The sequence below is a fragment of the Epilithonimonas mollis genome (assembly GCF_900142325.1).
Lineage (GTDB): Bacteria > Bacteroidota > Bacteroidia > Flavobacteriales > Weeksellaceae > Epilithonimonas > Epilithonimonas mollis.
Genome location: NZ_FRAM01000001.1, coordinates 349000 through 364725, shown reverse-complemented (window position 1 = coordinate 364725; position 15726 = coordinate 349000). Strand labels below are relative to the sequence as shown.

Below are 15726 nucleotides of genomic sequence, written 5' to 3'. Positions count from 1 at the left end.
TTTTGTGCCTAAATTCTAGACGAAATATCAATATTAAAGTACTCAATACGGAGTACAAACAAAACAATTTATGAGTGCACCTCAAGCAATTACAGAGCTGATTACTCTTGCAGACGGCAGAGAAATCACAATCGAAACAGGGAAGCTGGCAAAACAAGCTGACGGATCTGTGGTAGTAAAAATGGGCGGAACAATGCTTTTAGCAACTGTTGTAGCCAACAAAGAAGCCAATCCTGGTGTAGACTTTTTACCTTTAACAGTTGATTACAGAGAAAAGTTCTATGCAGGTGGTAAAATCCCCGGAAACTTTTTCAGAAGAGAAGCCAGACCATCTGATCAGGAAATCTTGACAATGCGTTTGGTAGACAGGGTTTTGAGACCTTTGTTTCCTGAAGATTTCCATGCGGAAGTTCAGGTAATGATTTCATTGATTTCTTATGACGGACAGTCGATTCCTGATGATTTGGCAGGTCTTGCTGCATCTTCAGCAATTGCGATCACAGATATTCCCTTCAACGGACCGATGTCTGAAGTAAGAGTGGTAAGAATCGACGGAAAACTTTCTATCAATCCAAAACTGGAAGATCTTAAAAATTCTGACCTTGATATTATGGTTGGAGCGACTAAGGATTCTATCGTGATGGTGGAAGGTGAGATGAAAGAGATTACTGAAGCAGAAATGTTGGAGGCTATTACTTTCGCTCACGAAGAAATAAAAAAACAAGTGGAAGCTCAGGAAAGATTAGCAGCAAAAGTTGGAAAATCATTCCCTAAAAGAGAATACAACCATGAAAATCACGATGAAGCCATCCGTGAAAAAGTATGGAAAGAAACGTATGATAAAGTTTATGAAGTAGCAAAGACACCTTCCGGTAAAGAAGAAAGAAGCGAAAAATTCAAAGCGGTTCGTGATGAGTTTTTAGCTCAATATATTGATGATGCAGAAGAACTGGAAAGAGTAACGCCTTTTGTAAAAGTATATTATCACGATGTGGAAAAAGAAGCGATGCGTCAGATGATTTTGAATGACAAAATCCGTCTTGATGGTCGTGATCCTGAAACAATCCGTCCGATCTGGAGCGAAATTGATTATTTACCGGGAGCGCATGGTTCTGCCATTTTCACAAGAGGGGAGACTCAGTCTTTGACTGCTGTAACCTTAGGGTCTATCAAGGATGCCAACATGGTAGATAGTGTAATGATCAATTATGATGAAAGATTTTTCTTACATTATAATTTCCCGCCATTTTCAACTGGTGAAGCCCGTCCTTTGAGAGGAACTTCCAGAAGAGAGGTTGGTCACGGAAATTTGGCTCAGAGAGCTTTGGCAAATATGATCCCTGAAGAAAATCCTTATACCATCCGTATCGTTTCTGATATTCTTGAATCCAACGGTTCATCATCTATGGCAACTGTTTGTGCAGGAACTCTAGCGTTGATGGATGCAGGTGTTCAGATTGCGAAACCGGTTTCCGGAATTGCAATGGGATTGGTCACTGATGTGAAAACAGGGAAGTTTACAGTACTTTCCGATATCTTGGGAGACGAAGATCACTTGGGTGATATGGACTTCAAAGTGACAGGAACTGCAGACGGAATCACTGCCTGCCAGATGGATATCAAGATCCAGGGACTTTCTATGGATATTATGGAAAAAGCACTTTTGCAGGCCAGAGAAGGCAGACTTCATATCTTAGATAAAATCACTGAAACTATTGCTGCGCCAAGAGAAGATGTTAAACCTCACGCTCCGAAAATGGTAATGATGGAAATCCCTAAAGATTTCATCGGTGCAGTGATAGGGCCTGGTGGAAAAATCATCCAACAGATGCAGAAAGACACAGATACAGTTATCGCTATCGAAGAAGTTGGAGAAATCGGAAGAATCGAGATTTCCGGTGTCAGCAGGGAGAAAATCAACGAGGCGATTGCAAAGATCAACGAGATTACTTTCGTTCCGGTTGTAGGCGAAGTTTACAAAGGAAAAGTGGTAAAAGTAATGGATTTCGGTGCCTTCGTAGCGATTGCTAAAGGAACAGAAGGTCTTCTTCATATCTCGGAAATAGAATGGAAACGACTGGAAAAAGTACCTTATGCTGAAGGTGATGAAGTGGAGGTGAAGTTTATGGGCTATGATGACCGTAAAAAAATGAAACTTTCCAGAAAAGTTTTATTGCCAAGACCTCCAAGACCAGAACAAAAACCTAGATCAGAAGGACAGGGAAAACCAGAAGGCGAAAAGTCTGCGGAAAACCATAACCCTTCCACAGAAGCATAAGATTCAAATCTTATATATTTTAATCCCCCGAAACTTCGGGGGATTTTTTTTACATATTATTCAAATTTGAAAATATTATTTTACAATGAAATGATATAATTCTATTGATTTTGATTAAAATTTGTGTTTCTTTTAATTTCTTATTCATAAAATAATTAATTTTATAACTTGTATTACAATGAATTGTAAATAAGATACTATTCTTTTTACCCCTTTGTGTAATTGATTATAAAAATACCAGTTTCCATCTTTGTAAAAAAGATAATGAAGATTACCGTTGCCATAGTAGAAGACGAAAAAACATACAGCAATACGCTGAGAAAAATTATTAATCACCAGAATGATCTGATTTGTGTTGCGCAATTCTTCAGTGGAAAGGAAGCGAAAAATGATTTGGAAAAATATCATCCTCAGGTTGTTTTAATGGATGTCCAGCTGCAGGATGCAATCGGGACGGATTTGGTCAGGATTCTCAAACCATTATTACCGGAAACCAAATTCATCATGTGCACCACTTTTGAAGATGAAGAGATTATCTATGAAGCACTGAAGAATGGAGCCTGCGGCTATTTATTAAAAGATGAAAGTATGCAGAAGATCACATCATCTATCAGGGATGCTGTAGATGGGAGTGCCCCGATGAGTAATACTATAGCGCAAAAAGTTTTGAGCTTTTTTCAGAAAAACCAGCAGGCTGATAATGAGCTCAGGACACTGACGCCTAAGGAAATGGAAATATTAAAAACCTTATCCGAAGGTTATCTTTATAAAGAAATCGCTGATCAGAAATGCATCAGCATCGATACAGTGAAAAAGCATATCGGGAGCATATACCGTAAATTGCATGTTGCCAATAAAATAGAAGCTGTCAACAAATATAATCAAACCAAATATTAAACTATGAGTACAAAACTAGACCAATTGAAAATTGCTTTTGAGGATTACATTTTAGAAATTTTTGAAAGCAACGGGCAGGATTCTGATGATAATTCTGACCGTACTATTCAGAATGCTGAACAGCAAATCAGGAATTATATCAATATTGCGGAAGCCACAATGACGGGACATGAGATTAGCGAACAAAGAGCTTCCAAACTTAAAAGAAATCTGGAAGTCTCCGCTCTGAAAGAATTTTCTTATAAATATACGATAAGTAAAAAATGCTTAGAGTTTATTGCAAATAATGCGACAGATAATTCAGAGCTGATGTTTGATCTTATTTCAGTCCCCACGAACGGATCCGAAGATAAGAAGATCGGTTTTGCATTGAGTTTTCCCGAAAATCCATCGAAATATTATCAGGTTTTGGATACAGATGATTATATCGATATTTCCAAAGATTTCAAAGGCTATAAAGATTTCTTTGACCGGGAATATAAGCCTGTTTTTGATGATGCCTTTGCCGGTAATATCTTTTCCGGCAATGAAAACACAAAAAAAGTGAGCATCTATTATGAAAAATATTTCCGGTCATTATGCAGAAAGGTTATAGACAGCCAGGATTCTAAAAGCGTTCTTACACTCACTACCGGGATCGTAAGCTTTGATATGGAAGATATCATCCGCGGAGAATCTCGGCTCAGCTTTTTCAATATGGGTCAATTTACATTCTACTATTCGGTGGAAAGTGGCGCTTTGAAAGCAGCAGGACATGGTGATGTGAACCCGACCTATCCACCAGGCCCGAATATAATAAACGGTTAAAACATGACAGAGACATTTGACGGATGTCTCTGCTTTTATTTTTCTTAATATCTCTTCTATGCATGGTTTTTATTATGTCTATATCATTCTGGTTGGAGTCTGCCTCTTAAGGTCAGTGATCAGAAAAGATATACTGACGGTATATTTTTCAGTAGTCCTTTTGGTGGATCTCTATATGTTTTTCTTTTACAAACAGATAGGATTCAATTTACATCCTTATGCTATTATATTCTATTGCTGTTACTTCATCTATTATTACAGATCATTGGCAGCAAAGCCAGGTGTTTCTTACGGACTGATATTTTTGATATTATGCCTGGGGCTGGGACTTGTTTTCAGTTCAGAAAATCCCTACAGTATTCCGCTGATCATGATGCTGTCCGTAGTGTATATCGTTATTCCTCTGTTGTGGTTTTTTAATGAGATAATGTCTGGCAATGACCAAAAAATAACCGATAAACAAAAGTTCTGGACCAGCACGGCCATGCTGTTCTGGATTGTTTTCTTTATTTTCAAAATGATACCGCTTTATTTTTTTGACAGCAATGACCCGGATTTTCTCAGGGTGCTGGATAATATCTATCAGGTAGCTACTATTATTTCCTATCTTATATTCTGTAAAAGTTTATACCACAGATGAAATTTATTCCGGACGAAATAAAGCTTACCTATCTCATCTCTATATTTGTGATGATGTTTTTTGTCGGGTTTTTGATCTTTCTGGTATTTATATACAATAAAAGACAATTATTTTTTCATCAGCAGCAGAAGCTGAGAGAATCCGAGCATCAGAATCTTCTTCTTCAGAAAGAACTTGAAAAGCAAAAAGAAATAGAAAACGAAAGAGTACGCATCTCGAGCGATATGCATGATGACATCGGAGCCAGGATATCTGCTCTGAAACTGCAGGGCGAGTTTATCAAAGAAAATTACACCCACGACGCAGCGCTGCAATCAGAACTGGAAGAACTGCTTAATACCACAAGCGAGATGACTGTTGCAATGAGAGAAATGATCTGGAGCCTAAAGACTGAAAATGATTTCTTGCTCAACTTCATCGACTTTACTCACAAGTATGCTTCAGATTTTTTTTCCAGATCGAAAATGAAACTTCATTTTAATAATAACATCAAAGACAATATTCCGCTATATTCCGAAGTGCGAAGGAACCTGCTGTTTTGCTACAAAGAGACGCTGAATAATATCTATAAGCACAGCCAGGCAAGCGATGTGTCAATTCTGTTCAGTATAGATGCCGGCCAGCTGAAGCTGGAGATCTATGACAATGGAATAGGGATGCCTGCAAATTCTGAACAAATCTCGTCCGGGAATGGAATTTATAACATGCAAAACAGAATGAACAACATTGCAGGTAGGCTTGACATTCCTCAAATAGACAACGGCTGTAAGCTTGTTTTTACTTTACCGTTCTCAAAATAAAACTGGGTAAAAAACTACCCATATGTGTAATTGACAGAAGTTCTTTTTTTTCTCAATTTTGGCGCAACTAAAAACTACGAAAACCAATTAACCCGCCAAAAAAACTAATGATTATCCTTCAGTTCCGGCTGAAGGTTTTTTTATTTTAAAAATACCCATTTGTGTAATTGATTAGGATGTTTTTAATGCTGAAATTTGTCCAACTTTAAACTAATAAATTATGATAACCATCAAAGAATTCTCCCGGAAATATGATTTGGATATTATTCCTGTATCGTATGAAGACCTTACCTTAGGAAAATGTGTATGGGACGCCGGTGTTTTCGGGAAGCCAAAGTTTTCCCATGGAAGCATGCCGGATTATGCCTTTTCAACTTTTGTGTCCGCAGGGCTGATGTCTCTTGAGGATGCTGATGACACATTGAACAGGTTTCGTGCACAGCCCCTTAGGAAAGCAGCATTTTTCAATGTCAATATCGATATAGAGACCTCAGTGGCTGTAGATCTGGAACTGGATGATGCTACGAGACTTAAGAATGAAGTTAAATCCGATAAAATTGTAAAATTCACATTTTCCGATATCCGGTATAAGGAAATTGAATTTAAAGAACGGTTTATGATGGATGAAAAACTGGACCGGATCAAGCAAAACCATTGGAAAGAATATGATCAGGATCTGAGAAGAGCTTATCTGGTTACACAGCTATACTACGGAACTATAAAAGTCTATATAAAAAAAGAGTTTGAAAATCAGCTTAATCTTACCACGAAGGGTTTCACTTTAAAAGGTGATGTCACTTCGGACTCCATCCTGGAATATGAGTTCAACAATTCTGATCTTCCTTTTTCGATGAGGTTAAGCAGGATTAAGCATTTTAATTAAATCATCATTTGTGTTCTTCTTCATTAGAAAACCCATCAGTTAAATGATGGGTTTTCTTTTTTTGACAATCCTCCGGTTGCTGTTTTCTTGTATTTTCAGTTGTATCTGCTTAAGCTGGTTTTTATGATCCCGAAACCTAACTCTGTATTGGAATTATTGCTTTATGCTTTCCTCTCATCATTCAGGTGTCTGCATAGATTGTGCAGTAATTGGTTGACGTTGCTTCACCTATCCCGAGACGTTCTTTACGCCTTCGGAGCGGTCTTTCAGCCCTCCGGAGACGTTGTTTAATGGTCTGGCGGGGTTGTTGACTGTTCCGGATACGTTCCGGACGTGTCGGGATCGGTCTTTTACCTGTCCGGATAGGTTGGGTGACCTATCAGGAGGCGTCCATAACCCCGTTGGAAGGGTGAACAACCCCGCCGGATGTTTGCGGGACGTATCTGGAGGGTTGTAGAACGTATCGGGATAGGTTCCGGACGTGTCGGCAGGGGTTTGAAACGTGAATTGTTGGTTTTATACTCTCACTAGCATGAGCATATTCATATAGATTGGCTTTGCTGCCGCTCGCAATAACGGTATTTTTCCTGATGTAACATTGGGTTTGTTTCTCGCCATGCATTTAGGCATTACCCCGCCCGTTGCTTCAGATCATCTGCGCCACCGGTCTTCCTTGGTTGGCCGGATTTTCCTGAGCCAAAATTGTAGGTGTAGGAAAGCGTAACCACACGGGTGTCTCTTCTTACGGTGAAGTTTTCTATGTAGCTGGAGTAGATATTCCGGGCTTCGGGGTTGCTGGTGAGGAAGATATCGTTGAAGGTGAACCTGAGCGTACTGTTGTTCTTAAACTTCTTCTGCGCACCGATGTTGACGGACCACATTGGTTTCAGGAACATATAGGCGTAGACTTCTTTTGCTTTGTAATTGCCTGTGAGTTCGGCAGAAAAGCCGTTTCCTATTTTGAAGGAACTGATGCTGTTGAGGTCAAACGTGAAATTCCCCTGATTCTTAATATAAGTGTCAGAAATATTGCCGGTATAGCTACCATAATAGAAATTGGCACTGTTGTTCATTTCCCACCACCTGGTCACTTTTACAGGCGCAACCACGTTAAGTCCGTAATAAGTAGCGGAACTCAGATTCTCATTCGCCTGCACGACTACAATGTTTCCTTTTTCTACTATCGGTTTTAAGATGTCGGTAATGTTGTTCAGTGTTTTGCTGTAACTGAGGGTTGCAAAATATTTGTTGCTCAGGCTGTATGTGAATTCATAATTCATTGTGGTCTGCGGATTCAGATCGGGGTTTCCGGCCTGGTAAGTTGTAGGGTCCAGATAGAATTTGAACGGATTGAGCTGTTTATAAGTTGGCCTTGTGATTCTTCTGCTGAAGTTGAGTTCTATGCTGTTTTTATCATCCAGATCATAAGAGAAAACCGCACTCGGGAATAGTTGGGTGTAGTTCTTTCTATTGATTTGACTGGTGGTAAGCTGGTTTCCGGTGACGTTTGTGTTTTCCATTCTCAAGCCAAAATTGACTTTGAACTTTTCCCAATTTTTAATCACATTTCCATAAACAGCATTGATGTTTTCTTCGTAGATGAAATGATTGGTCTTTGTTGTATCAATTACAGGGATCCCGGAACTGGAATCAAAAAACTGAAGGTCATTATCGGCTTTTACAAAGCTGGTTTTGATTCCGGTTTCTAATTTCCAATTCTTTTTAAAGACTTTTGTAAGGTCAGTTTTCAGGGAATAAATATTCAGATTTCCGCCTAAGTCGCCTTTCAATAGGTAAGGTTTGCCTTCGTTGCCGGCGGTATCAAAATGTCTTGTGTTGAAGTTCTGAAGCGAGGTGTTGGCATAATTGATATAATCCAGATCAGTCGTAAGTTCTGAGCCAAGAGAATCGATTTTGTATTTGTGGTTAAAGTTCAAGGAGGCATTTTTCCAATGGTCGCGGTTGTTACTTTTGGTATTGAACGTTCCGCTTGGCTGATAATTTTGATTCAGAACCTGCGTATCGTTATTACTGGTCGGGTCGAATCTATTGCTGACGAATCCTACTGAAAATCCTAAAATATTTTTATCGTTGGCGTAATAATCCATGCCGGCTTTGGCGATATGGTTGCGGAAGTTCATTTTCAGAAAGTTATCCTGAACATAGACTTTTTGTAAAACACCATTGTCGTAAAAACTTCTGTCCAGCAACAATTTGTTGTAAAATTCTCTGTACGCAAAGCTGTAACTGGCAAATAAATTAACCTTTTTATTTCTGTGATTGATGCTGAAACTGTTGTTGTTCTTCACATATTTTCCTGTTCCTAAAGAAGTAGAAAGACTTCCGTTCGTGCCTTTTCTCTGGTCTTTTTTGAGTCTGATATTGATAATCGATGTTCCGGAAGCATCGTATTTTGAAGATGGATTGGTGATGAATTCTACTTTCTCTACAGTGGAAGACGCAATGCCGCGGAGGTAATTGGCAAGATCGGTTCCGTTCATCGGGGTGTTTTTGCCATCGATCTGGACGAGGAGATTACCTTTGCCACGAAGGGTGATATTGTCGTTGCTGTCGATTTTCACACCGGGTGCTTTTTCCAAAACCTCGAAGGCAGAATTACCAGTTGCGGCGATACTGTTTTCTACGTTGAGAATCATTTTCCCGTCCTGACGTTCGATGTAAGGTTTTGTTTTGGTAATGGTAACGGTTTCTATGGTTTTTTCGTCGAGGGAAATGGCAGGGAGTGTGGTGTTTCCGCTGATGGCAACTTCGGACTTATAGACCTCGGTTCCGTTTTTATTGATTTTCAGATTGTAGCTGCCTGACGCTAAATCATTGAAACTGAATTTCCCGTTTTGATCTGCGACTTCGGTTTTTAGCCATTTATTTTCTGTATTGAAAAGATTGATTTCGACCTGATTATTATTGTCGTAATCTATGGTTCCCGAGAGGGAATAATTCTGGACGGACTGCGCAAACATGTTTGTGAAGAAGGCGACCATCCACAGGAGGATGGCTAAGAATATTCTGGTCATTGCGGTTGTTTTTGGATTGAATTTTTTGGTATTCGCTGATTTTATTTGGCAGATGATGTTGCTTAAGATTTATTTTTCGTGTTGATGCAGTTTTCTGCTATTTTGAGAAGGGTATTGTTCATTATTTTCAGCTCTTGTCTGGAAACGTTTTGTAAAGCAACACTTCTGTTGTTTTCCACGAGGTTCTGGACTTTTTCGATGATATCTTTTCCGGATTTGGTCACGCTAAGGTTCGTTTTTCTGCGGTCGGTTGGATGGACTTTGCGTGTGATGAACCCGGATTTGACTAACAATTCGATGATTCTGGTGACGGAAGCATTGTCTTTAAAAACCAGATTTCCTATTTCGTTCTGTGTGATTTCGGGATTTTCGAGCAGGGCTTTGATGATGAGCCATTGGTCGATGGTGATGTTGAACCCGTTTTCTCTGAGTTGTCTCTGGGCATAATTCCTGTAGGCCCGGATGGCTTTGTCGATGTTATAAAATATGATTGAATCTAATTTTTCCATAATCTTTGATTTAAAATGATTTATCAATTATTGATATATCAATTAATTAGTTGCGTCAATTTTTGGATTGTTACAAGTGGGTGAAAAAAATCCGTTAAAAAAAATGGATAAAATGAGTTGTGATACAAACAATAATAAATATCAGGATGGAATTGTTATTTTAATTGATATTTAAAATATAAGACAACTCAAAGCTATGGATAATTAAATATTAGTAAAAAAAATAAAAATTTGAATATTTTTGAAAAAAAAGATTAGTAAAAAGCAAAGTTAAGCAAAACGATTAAATCCGTTGCTATACAATGTTTTATAAAGAAGTAGTCTTTATTTGGAACTCGGTGTCTGATAGGTTTTGGGCTTGAAATGACAAAGTTAAGTTACTAATTCGTTACCGATTAATAGAGGTTCCTTATTAGTTTAAACGGTTATATTTCAGTGTTTTGCACTTATTTTTATATTTCCTTGTAACTCAATGTAAATTAATTTTAAACATTAAACATTTGAGTTATGACGCAGACAAAAAAATCAACGTTCAAACTGCTTTTCTACTTGAAAAAGAACGAACTGAAAAAAAATGGTAATGCTCCGATTATGGCACGTATTACCATTGACGGAACACCTAAAACTTTCGGGACAAAGTTAGAAATTGACCCTAGCAATTGGGATCTAAAATATGGAAGAGTTGAGGGTAAAAGCGCAACAGCTTTAAATATTAATAAAAAGTTGGATAACATACGTGGGCGTATTGACAAAATTTATGAAGATATGCTGAAACACGAGGGCTTTGCTACTTCCCAAAAAGTAAAGCTCTCATTCTTGGGTGTTGGTGTAATGGATGATGCAATTCTAAAAGTCTTTAACGATAAAAATGAGGATTTTAAAAAATTGGTTGACAAGGAAGAACGTTCACAAAGCACCTACAACAAGTACATCACGGTTTATAATCATCTTACCACTTTTATCAAAGAACGCTATCATCGTGATGATATGGCCTTTCGGGAATTGACTGGAGATTTTATTAGGGAATTCGATTTTTATCTTCGGTACGATTTACAATCTACACATAATACGGTTTGGGTTTACACGATGCCCGTACTAAGTCTGGTAGAATTGGCTATAAAAAAAGGTTTGATACGTGATAATCCGTTTCAAGATTATGAAATTAATATGGAAGAAACCGACAGGGGTTATATTCTTAAAGAAGATGTAGAAAAACTGATGATGTGTGCACCGCCCCACCCACGGTATGAGCTTGTAAAAGATCTTTTTATTTTCAGTTGTTTTACCGGACTTGCTTATGCGGATATTAAAAAACTAACAAGGAACAATATTCAGTCTTTCTTCGATGGCCATCAATGGATCATCAGCAGAAGAAAAAAATCAGATATTGCTTCTAATGTTCGGTTAATGGAAATCCCAAAACGTATCATAGAAAAATACCTCGGTAGCACTCGTAATGAGTTTATCTTTCCAGTTCCAACCAATGTAACCTGCAATACTCACATTGGCAAATTAATTGAAAAAGCTAAAATTATTACAGAACAAAAAGTAACTTTTCACACCGCAAGACACACATTTGGAACGATGTTTTTGACAGAAGGTGTTCCCCTTGAAAGCCTTAGTAAAATGATGGGGCATAAAAATATTTCTACTACACAGATTTATGCTAAAATTACCAGCCAAAAGATTAGTAAGGATATGGATTTGGTAGCTCCTAAATTTAAGGAGATTGAAGAAGCGTTTTTACAGGTTATATAGTTAATCACAATTTGATAATTACGAGCAGAACTTAACGGTTCTGCTTTTTTTATGCCCATATTTTATAGCCAAAGCACATTTACTTCGCTCTGCTATTCCCTTTCTGTAAAAGAGCTTTTCGGCTACTTCTGGAACAGAAGATTAAAAAATGTTGCCATCTACGCCTCCCACACAAATACAATTTTTTAATCCTCTATTAGTGTGGCTTTGATAGCCCCACCGCTTTAAAAAAGTGTTTTAAAAATTCAGCGAATTGGAAGTGTTATTTCAATTCACTGTAAACCATTTCTCAATGCCATCTTCTTAGCTTCCACATTCATTTTTATCCAAAGACCCGTATGCTTTTTGTCCCATTTCAAGAGCAAAGGTATTTCCGTGTTCTTAACGCATCACAAAGGTCAAGCAAGTTTGGAAAATAATCTCCACCCGTTGGGTAGTATTTTTTTCCAAAACCTTGGTGATGCTAAACACGAACCTTTTATGCTCGTGAAACGAAACATAGCATACTCCGGCTCTTTAAACGAATAAAAAAAATGTCAGATACGAAAATTAAAAACATTGGAAATGGTAATGAAACGAAACAGCACCTCCTCTCATTGCCGAATAAATCTAAAAAAAATCAAAATCAATAACTAAAAATTAAAGAATATGAACATCACAGGAAGACTGACAAGGGATGCGGAAGTACGCACAACGTCACAGGACAAACAAGTAGTAAATTTTTCAGTAGCGACCAACGACAGCTACCGTAACAAGCAAGGCGAACGCATAGAGCAAACAACCTATTTCGACTGCTCCTATTGGATAACCCCGAATGTAGCCAAGCTACTCACAAAAGGCACTTTGGTAGAACTATCGGGACGAGTAAGTACAAGAGCGTGGACAGGTAATGATGGAGAGCCAAGAGCAGGTCTGAATTTCCACACCTCACAAATCAAATTGCACGGAGGTAGTAAGAGAACCGAAAGCGTACAAGCTACTGCACAAACAGGAAACAACAGTACAGCAGGAAAAGGTACAGAAGACGACCTTCCATTTTAATCAAGAACATTCAATCCATTTTTTATATCAAAATTTTAAACATTATGGCACATAATATCAATTTCAACGAGAGAACAGGACGTTATTCATTTTTCAGCGTTCAGCAAAAAGCGTGGCACGGTTTAGGGCAAATCGTGGAGCAATACCCAACAAGCGAGGAAGCTATCAAACACGCAGGATTAGATTACGAAGTCGTAAAATCCCCACTATTTACCAAAGGTTCGGGCATTATCGAAACCACCAACGGTATAGAGATAGGCAGTAGCGAATTGGAAGTACCTAACTATTTCGCCAACATACGCACCGATAACAATGCCGTATTGGGCGTAGTCGGTAAGGATTACCATATCGTACAAAACCGTGAAGCCTTTAATTTCTTTGATGCTATTGTAGGCGGTGACGAGGGCATTCTGTACGAAACCGCAGGAGCAATAGGCAACGGAGAACGCATTTTTATTACAGCCAAATTGCCCGATTATATTCGTGTAGGCAATGGCGATGATGTTACAGAAAAGTACATTTTCCTTACCACTTCGCACGATGGTAGCGGAAGCATCACAGCCGCATTTACGCCTATCCGTATTGTTTGCCAAAACACGCTGAATGCATCTTTACGCAGTATGACCAATGTTGTTCGTATCAAACACACTTCGGGAGCAAAACAACGTATCGAGAACGCTCACAAGATTATGGGACTTGCCAACACATTAAGCAATCAATTGGAGAGTATTTTCAACGAATGGGCAAAAGTAAAGGTAACGGACCAAGAGGTTAAAAAGCTAATCCAATTGGCACTTTGCCCGAATAAGGAAACGCTTGACCTTATCAAAAAAGGTGCAGAAGATGAAATTTCCACCGTGTTCAAAAACACCGTTGAAGATGCTTTTGCATACGCAATGATAAGCGACACCCAACAAATGGATACGACAAAAGGAACATTGTTCGGAGCTTATAATGCGGTTACAGGTTACTATCAGAACGTAAGAAATTACAAGAATGATGAAGCCAAGTTGCAGAGCATTGTATTGGGTGGCACTGCTCAACTCAAATCACAGAAAGCATTTGAATTGTGTAATGGTTTTGCTTTAGATGGTGCAGAAATCCTAAACCTTAATTAAATAACAACAGGCTACCGCTTTAATCGGTGGTAGCCTACTAAAAACAAAAGTTATGGCAAATTGGTGCAGTAATACAGTTGTATTCGAGGGGAAACCCGAAACAATCACAGCAATACAGGAACTTTTTCAATCAATGAAGGAAAAGGAAGAAAAAACCGAAGAAGGGCAACTACCCGAATTTATTTCTAAAAATAATGGTGGTTATTTCTTCAATATCTATTGGAATGAAGGCGATGAAGGGCAATTTCAGTATGAAACAAAATGGTCGCCCAATATAGAAGTAATTCAAAAGATAGCGGAACATTACGAAGTGAACTTTACACAGGATTATGAAGAAATGGGCAATCTTATATATGGTAGGGCAACATTTTATGACAAGCTACTCACAGATATTTATTTGGAAGACGAAGATTTTGAACAATACGGGTTTGATGAAGAAACGGACACCTACCATTTCGAAGGAGAAATTTACGAAAGTGATTACGAGATATTGGAAACCTTGTTGGAACGAAAAATCAAAAATCAGCAACCTTAAAATCTACCGCAATGGAAATAGTAACAATAATAGCTACAAAGTTTGTACGCCAAGATGTACCCGAATTGGCAACCCTGCAAAATGCAAAGGTTTACCTATTAAGGGAAAAACTGAACAAAGGCGACAAGTTGAACCGAGCCGAAAAAAATTGGCTTGCCGAAGCAGTAAACCGAAACGCCTATTTCAAAAGAGCCGTCCCGCTTATGGGTTATCGTTTTGGTTTCGAGGATGTTTTAAAATCCTATATCGTAAAGCAGTACGGCAGTTGGGCAGAATACAACGCTCCCGACAAAACAAGTCTTAGAAGTATCATTTATGGTAGGATTGACCAAATAGCGGAAATCAGTAAATAACACTTAAAGCCAAGTACGATGAAAATCATAGATAAAAAAGGGAATTGGATTGAAGTTACCGACCTCATAAAAGCTATTCAACAAACAGGTTGGTATAAAGAATATCTGCACGACCCACCAACAGAAACAGACAAGGAAAGACAGGAATATTGGGCAGATATGCACAAGAAACTTAAAAAAGAAAAAAGTAATAACAATTAAAATTTAAGAACGATGAATACAAATTTTTTCAATCAGATACAGCAGTTGGACTTTACAGGAGTATTGCAACTGAACATTTCAAAAGGAATAGAAAGCAACCTAATTGTAACGGTATTGCTCAACAACGAAGCGTGTGGAGATACTGCAAAAAATCTAATTCCCCCATTGACATTTAACGCCACGCCCCAAGAGTTTGATGAGGGATTTTTTGAGCAGATAACCACACCTATACAAAAGGTATCGGGCTTAATGGTGGATATGGAGAAATTTCAAAAGCAACTTGATGAAGCCAAAGCACAATCGGCAATCGAGAAAGCAAAAACCGAAAAAGAGAAAAAAGAAAAAGAAGCCAAAGACAAGAAGTTTAAAGATGCAATGGCAAAGGCGGACGAGTTGGAAAAAGAGGGTAAGTTCCGTGAAGCGTGGATAAAAGTACCCGATTTAACGGAGTTTCCCGAAAAAGCAGACGAGATACGCAAACGCAAAACAGCATTATCCGACAAATTCGCAACACCGAGCCTTTTCGGAGCAATGGACGAAGCAAAACCCGAACCACCAATAGAACAAGAAATTACTGCCGATTATCCTATTGATGAAACAGACGAAGATGAAAAGAATAGTAATCATTAAAACAGAACATTATGTTATTAGCAACGCAATTAGAAAGAGTTTTTATACTCAAAGATAAAGGACAGGACATCAGACTGACCGACCCAGAACCACGTTGGAGCGTGGAAGCCGTGATGAATTTTTATGCCAATATGTACCCCATTCTGACAACTGCAAAAGCATCTGCACCGCAAATTAAAGATGATGCAGTCGAGTACAAATTTGAAAGCGTAATGGGTACGAAAGGTTAACCAAATATTAA

The 15726-nt window shown here is 38.4% G+C and carries 16 protein-coding genes; 14 read left to right on the top strand and 2 right to left on the bottom strand.

Features of this window, described 5'->3' with window-relative positions; translation table 11 throughout:
* Window positions 1-70 precede the first annotated feature (70 nt).
* From BUA97_RS01585 to BUA97_RS01560, 6 genes are all read left to right on the top strand, one after another.
* Entirely contained in the window at window positions 71-2278 is a 2208-nt protein-coding gene (locus tag BUA97_RS01585) for a polyribonucleotide nucleotidyltransferase (protein ID WP_072996111.1), read from the top strand.
* A 264-nt stretch (window positions 2279-2542) separates the two neighbouring features.
* Window positions 2543-3175, top strand: coding sequence for a response regulator (locus tag BUA97_RS01580; RefSeq protein WP_072996110.1), 633 nt, complete (start codon window positions 2543-2545; stop codon window positions 3173-3175).
* A gap of 3 nt (window positions 3176-3178) precedes the next feature.
* Entirely contained in the window at window positions 3179-3982 is an 804-nt protein-coding gene (locus BUA97_RS01575) for a hypothetical protein (protein ID WP_072996109.1), read from the top strand.
* A gap of 58 nt (window positions 3983-4040) precedes the next feature.
* On the top strand, window positions 4041-4622 hold the full coding sequence (locus BUA97_RS01570; RefSeq protein WP_072996108.1) for a hypothetical protein: 582 nt from the start codon (window positions 4041-4043) through the stop codon (window positions 4620-4622).
* Complete coding sequence (locus BUA97_RS01565) at window positions 4619-5422, top strand: sensor histidine kinase (protein WP_072996107.1); 804 nt, start codon at window positions 4619-4621, stop codon at window positions 5420-5422. Before BUA97_RS01570 ends, BUA97_RS01565 begins: the two co-directional genes overlap by 4 nt.
* Window positions 5423-5642: 220 nt before the next feature.
* On the top strand, window positions 5643-6305 hold the full coding sequence (locus tag BUA97_RS01560; protein ID WP_072996106.1) for a hypothetical protein: 663 nt from the start codon (window positions 5643-5645) through the stop codon (window positions 6303-6305).
* A gap of 629 nt (window positions 6306-6934) precedes the next feature.
* On the opposite strand, the gene BUA97_RS01555 is transcribed toward BUA97_RS01560, so the two are convergent.
* A complete protein-coding gene (locus BUA97_RS01555) occupies window positions 6935-9340 on the bottom strand; it encodes a TonB-dependent receptor (protein WP_084081232.1) in 2406 nt (801 codons plus the stop codon).
* A 62-nt stretch (window positions 9341-9402) separates the two neighbouring features.
* Complete coding sequence (locus BUA97_RS01550; RefSeq protein WP_072996104.1) at window positions 9403-9849, bottom strand: MarR family winged helix-turn-helix transcriptional regulator; 447 nt, start codon at window positions 9847-9849, stop codon at window positions 9403-9405.
* Window positions 9850-10356: 507 nt separating this feature from the next.
* On the opposite strand from BUA97_RS01550, the gene BUA97_RS01545 reads away from it, so the two are divergent.
* From BUA97_RS01545 to BUA97_RS01510, 8 genes are all read left to right on the top strand, one after another.
* A complete protein-coding gene (locus BUA97_RS01545) occupies window positions 10357-11607 on the top strand; it encodes a site-specific integrase (RefSeq protein ID WP_003002515.1) in 1251 nt (416 codons plus the stop codon).
* Window positions 11608-12255: 648 nt separating this feature from the next.
* The gene (locus BUA97_RS01540) at window positions 12256-12648 is read left to right on the top strand and encodes a single-stranded DNA-binding protein (protein WP_003002511.1); all 393 of its coding nucleotides are present in this window, start codon (window positions 12256-12258) and stop codon (window positions 12646-12648) included.
* A gap of 44 nt (window positions 12649-12692) precedes the next feature.
* Window positions 12693-13766: a DUF932 domain-containing protein gene (locus tag BUA97_RS01535; RefSeq protein WP_003002508.1), complete on the top strand. Its 1074-nt coding sequence runs from the start codon at window positions 12693-12695 to the stop codon at window positions 13764-13766.
* 52 nt (window positions 13767-13818) lie between these two features.
* Window positions 13819-14301, top strand: a complete 483-nt coding sequence (locus tag BUA97_RS01530; RefSeq protein WP_003002504.1) for a DUF1281 family ferredoxin-like fold protein — start codon at window positions 13819-13821, stop codon at window positions 14299-14301.
* Window positions 14302-14312: 11 nt separating this feature from the next.
* The gene (locus BUA97_RS01525; RefSeq protein WP_072996103.1) at window positions 14313-14654 is read left to right on the top strand and encodes a molybdenum ABC transporter ATP-binding protein; all 342 of its coding nucleotides are present in this window, start codon (window positions 14313-14315) and stop codon (window positions 14652-14654) included.
* An 18-nt stretch (window positions 14655-14672) separates the two neighbouring features.
* A complete protein-coding gene (locus BUA97_RS01520; RefSeq protein WP_002978321.1) occupies window positions 14673-14855 on the top strand; it encodes a hypothetical protein in 183 nt (60 codons plus the stop codon).
* A 12-nt stretch (window positions 14856-14867) separates the two neighbouring features.
* Window positions 14868-15485 (top strand): PRTRC system protein E, encoded by a 618-nt coding sequence (locus BUA97_RS01515; protein ID WP_072996102.1) that lies wholly within the window; start codon window positions 14868-14870, stop codon window positions 15483-15485.
* Between the two features lie 11 nt (window positions 15486-15496).
* Complete coding sequence (locus BUA97_RS01510) at window positions 15497-15715, top strand: PRTRC system protein C (RefSeq protein WP_002978317.1); 219 nt, start codon at window positions 15497-15499, stop codon at window positions 15713-15715.
* Window positions 15716-15726: the final 11 nt, after the last annotated feature.

Excerpts from the sequence above, each read along its gene's own strand:
- BUA97_RS01565 (WP_072996107.1), top strand. The coding sequence starts at position 4,619 with ATGAAATTTATTCCGGACGAAATAAAGCTTACCTATCTCATCTCTATA.
- BUA97_RS01585 (WP_072996111.1), top strand. The coding sequence starts at position 71 with ATGAGTGCACCTCAAGCAATTACAGAGCTGATTACTCTTGCAGACGGC.
- BUA97_RS01580 (WP_072996110.1), top strand. The coding sequence starts at position 2,543 with ATGAAGATTACCGTTGCCATAGTAGAAGACGAAAAAACATACAGCAAT.
- BUA97_RS01520 (WP_002978321.1), top strand. The coding sequence starts at position 14,673 with ATGAAAATCATAGATAAAAAAGGGAATTGGATTGAAGTTACCGACCTC.
- BUA97_RS01555 (WP_084081232.1), bottom strand. The coding sequence starts at position 9,340 with ATGACCAGAATATTCTTAGCCATCCTCCTGTGGATGGTCGCCTTCTTC.
- BUA97_RS01570 (WP_072996108.1), top strand. The coding sequence starts at position 4,041 with ATGCATGGTTTTTATTATGTCTATATCATTCTGGTTGGAGTCTGCCTC.
- BUA97_RS01525 (WP_072996103.1), top strand. The coding sequence starts at position 14,313 with ATGGAAATAGTAACAATAATAGCTACAAAGTTTGTACGCCAAGATGTA.
- BUA97_RS01545 (WP_003002515.1), top strand. The coding sequence starts at position 10,357 with ATGACGCAGACAAAAAAATCAACGTTCAAACTGCTTTTCTACTTGAAA.
- BUA97_RS01575 (WP_072996109.1), top strand. The coding sequence starts at position 3,179 with ATGAGTACAAAACTAGACCAATTGAAAATTGCTTTTGAGGATTACATT.
- BUA97_RS01515 (WP_072996102.1), top strand. The coding sequence starts at position 14,868 with ATGAATACAAATTTTTTCAATCAGATACAGCAGTTGGACTTTACAGGA.
- BUA97_RS01510 (WP_002978317.1), top strand. The coding sequence starts at position 15,497 with ATGTTATTAGCAACGCAATTAGAAAGAGTTTTTATACTCAAAGATAAA.
- BUA97_RS01540 (WP_003002511.1), top strand. The coding sequence starts at position 12,256 with ATGAACATCACAGGAAGACTGACAAGGGATGCGGAAGTACGCACAACG.
- BUA97_RS01530 (WP_003002504.1), top strand. The coding sequence starts at position 13,819 with ATGGCAAATTGGTGCAGTAATACAGTTGTATTCGAGGGGAAACCCGAA.
- BUA97_RS01550 (WP_072996104.1), bottom strand. The coding sequence starts at position 9,849 with ATGGAAAAATTAGATTCAATCATATTTTATAACATCGACAAAGCCATC.
- BUA97_RS01535 (WP_003002508.1), top strand. The coding sequence starts at position 12,693 with ATGGCACATAATATCAATTTCAACGAGAGAACAGGACGTTATTCATTT.
- BUA97_RS01560 (WP_072996106.1), top strand. The coding sequence starts at position 5,643 with ATGATAACCATCAAAGAATTCTCCCGGAAATATGATTTGGATATTATT.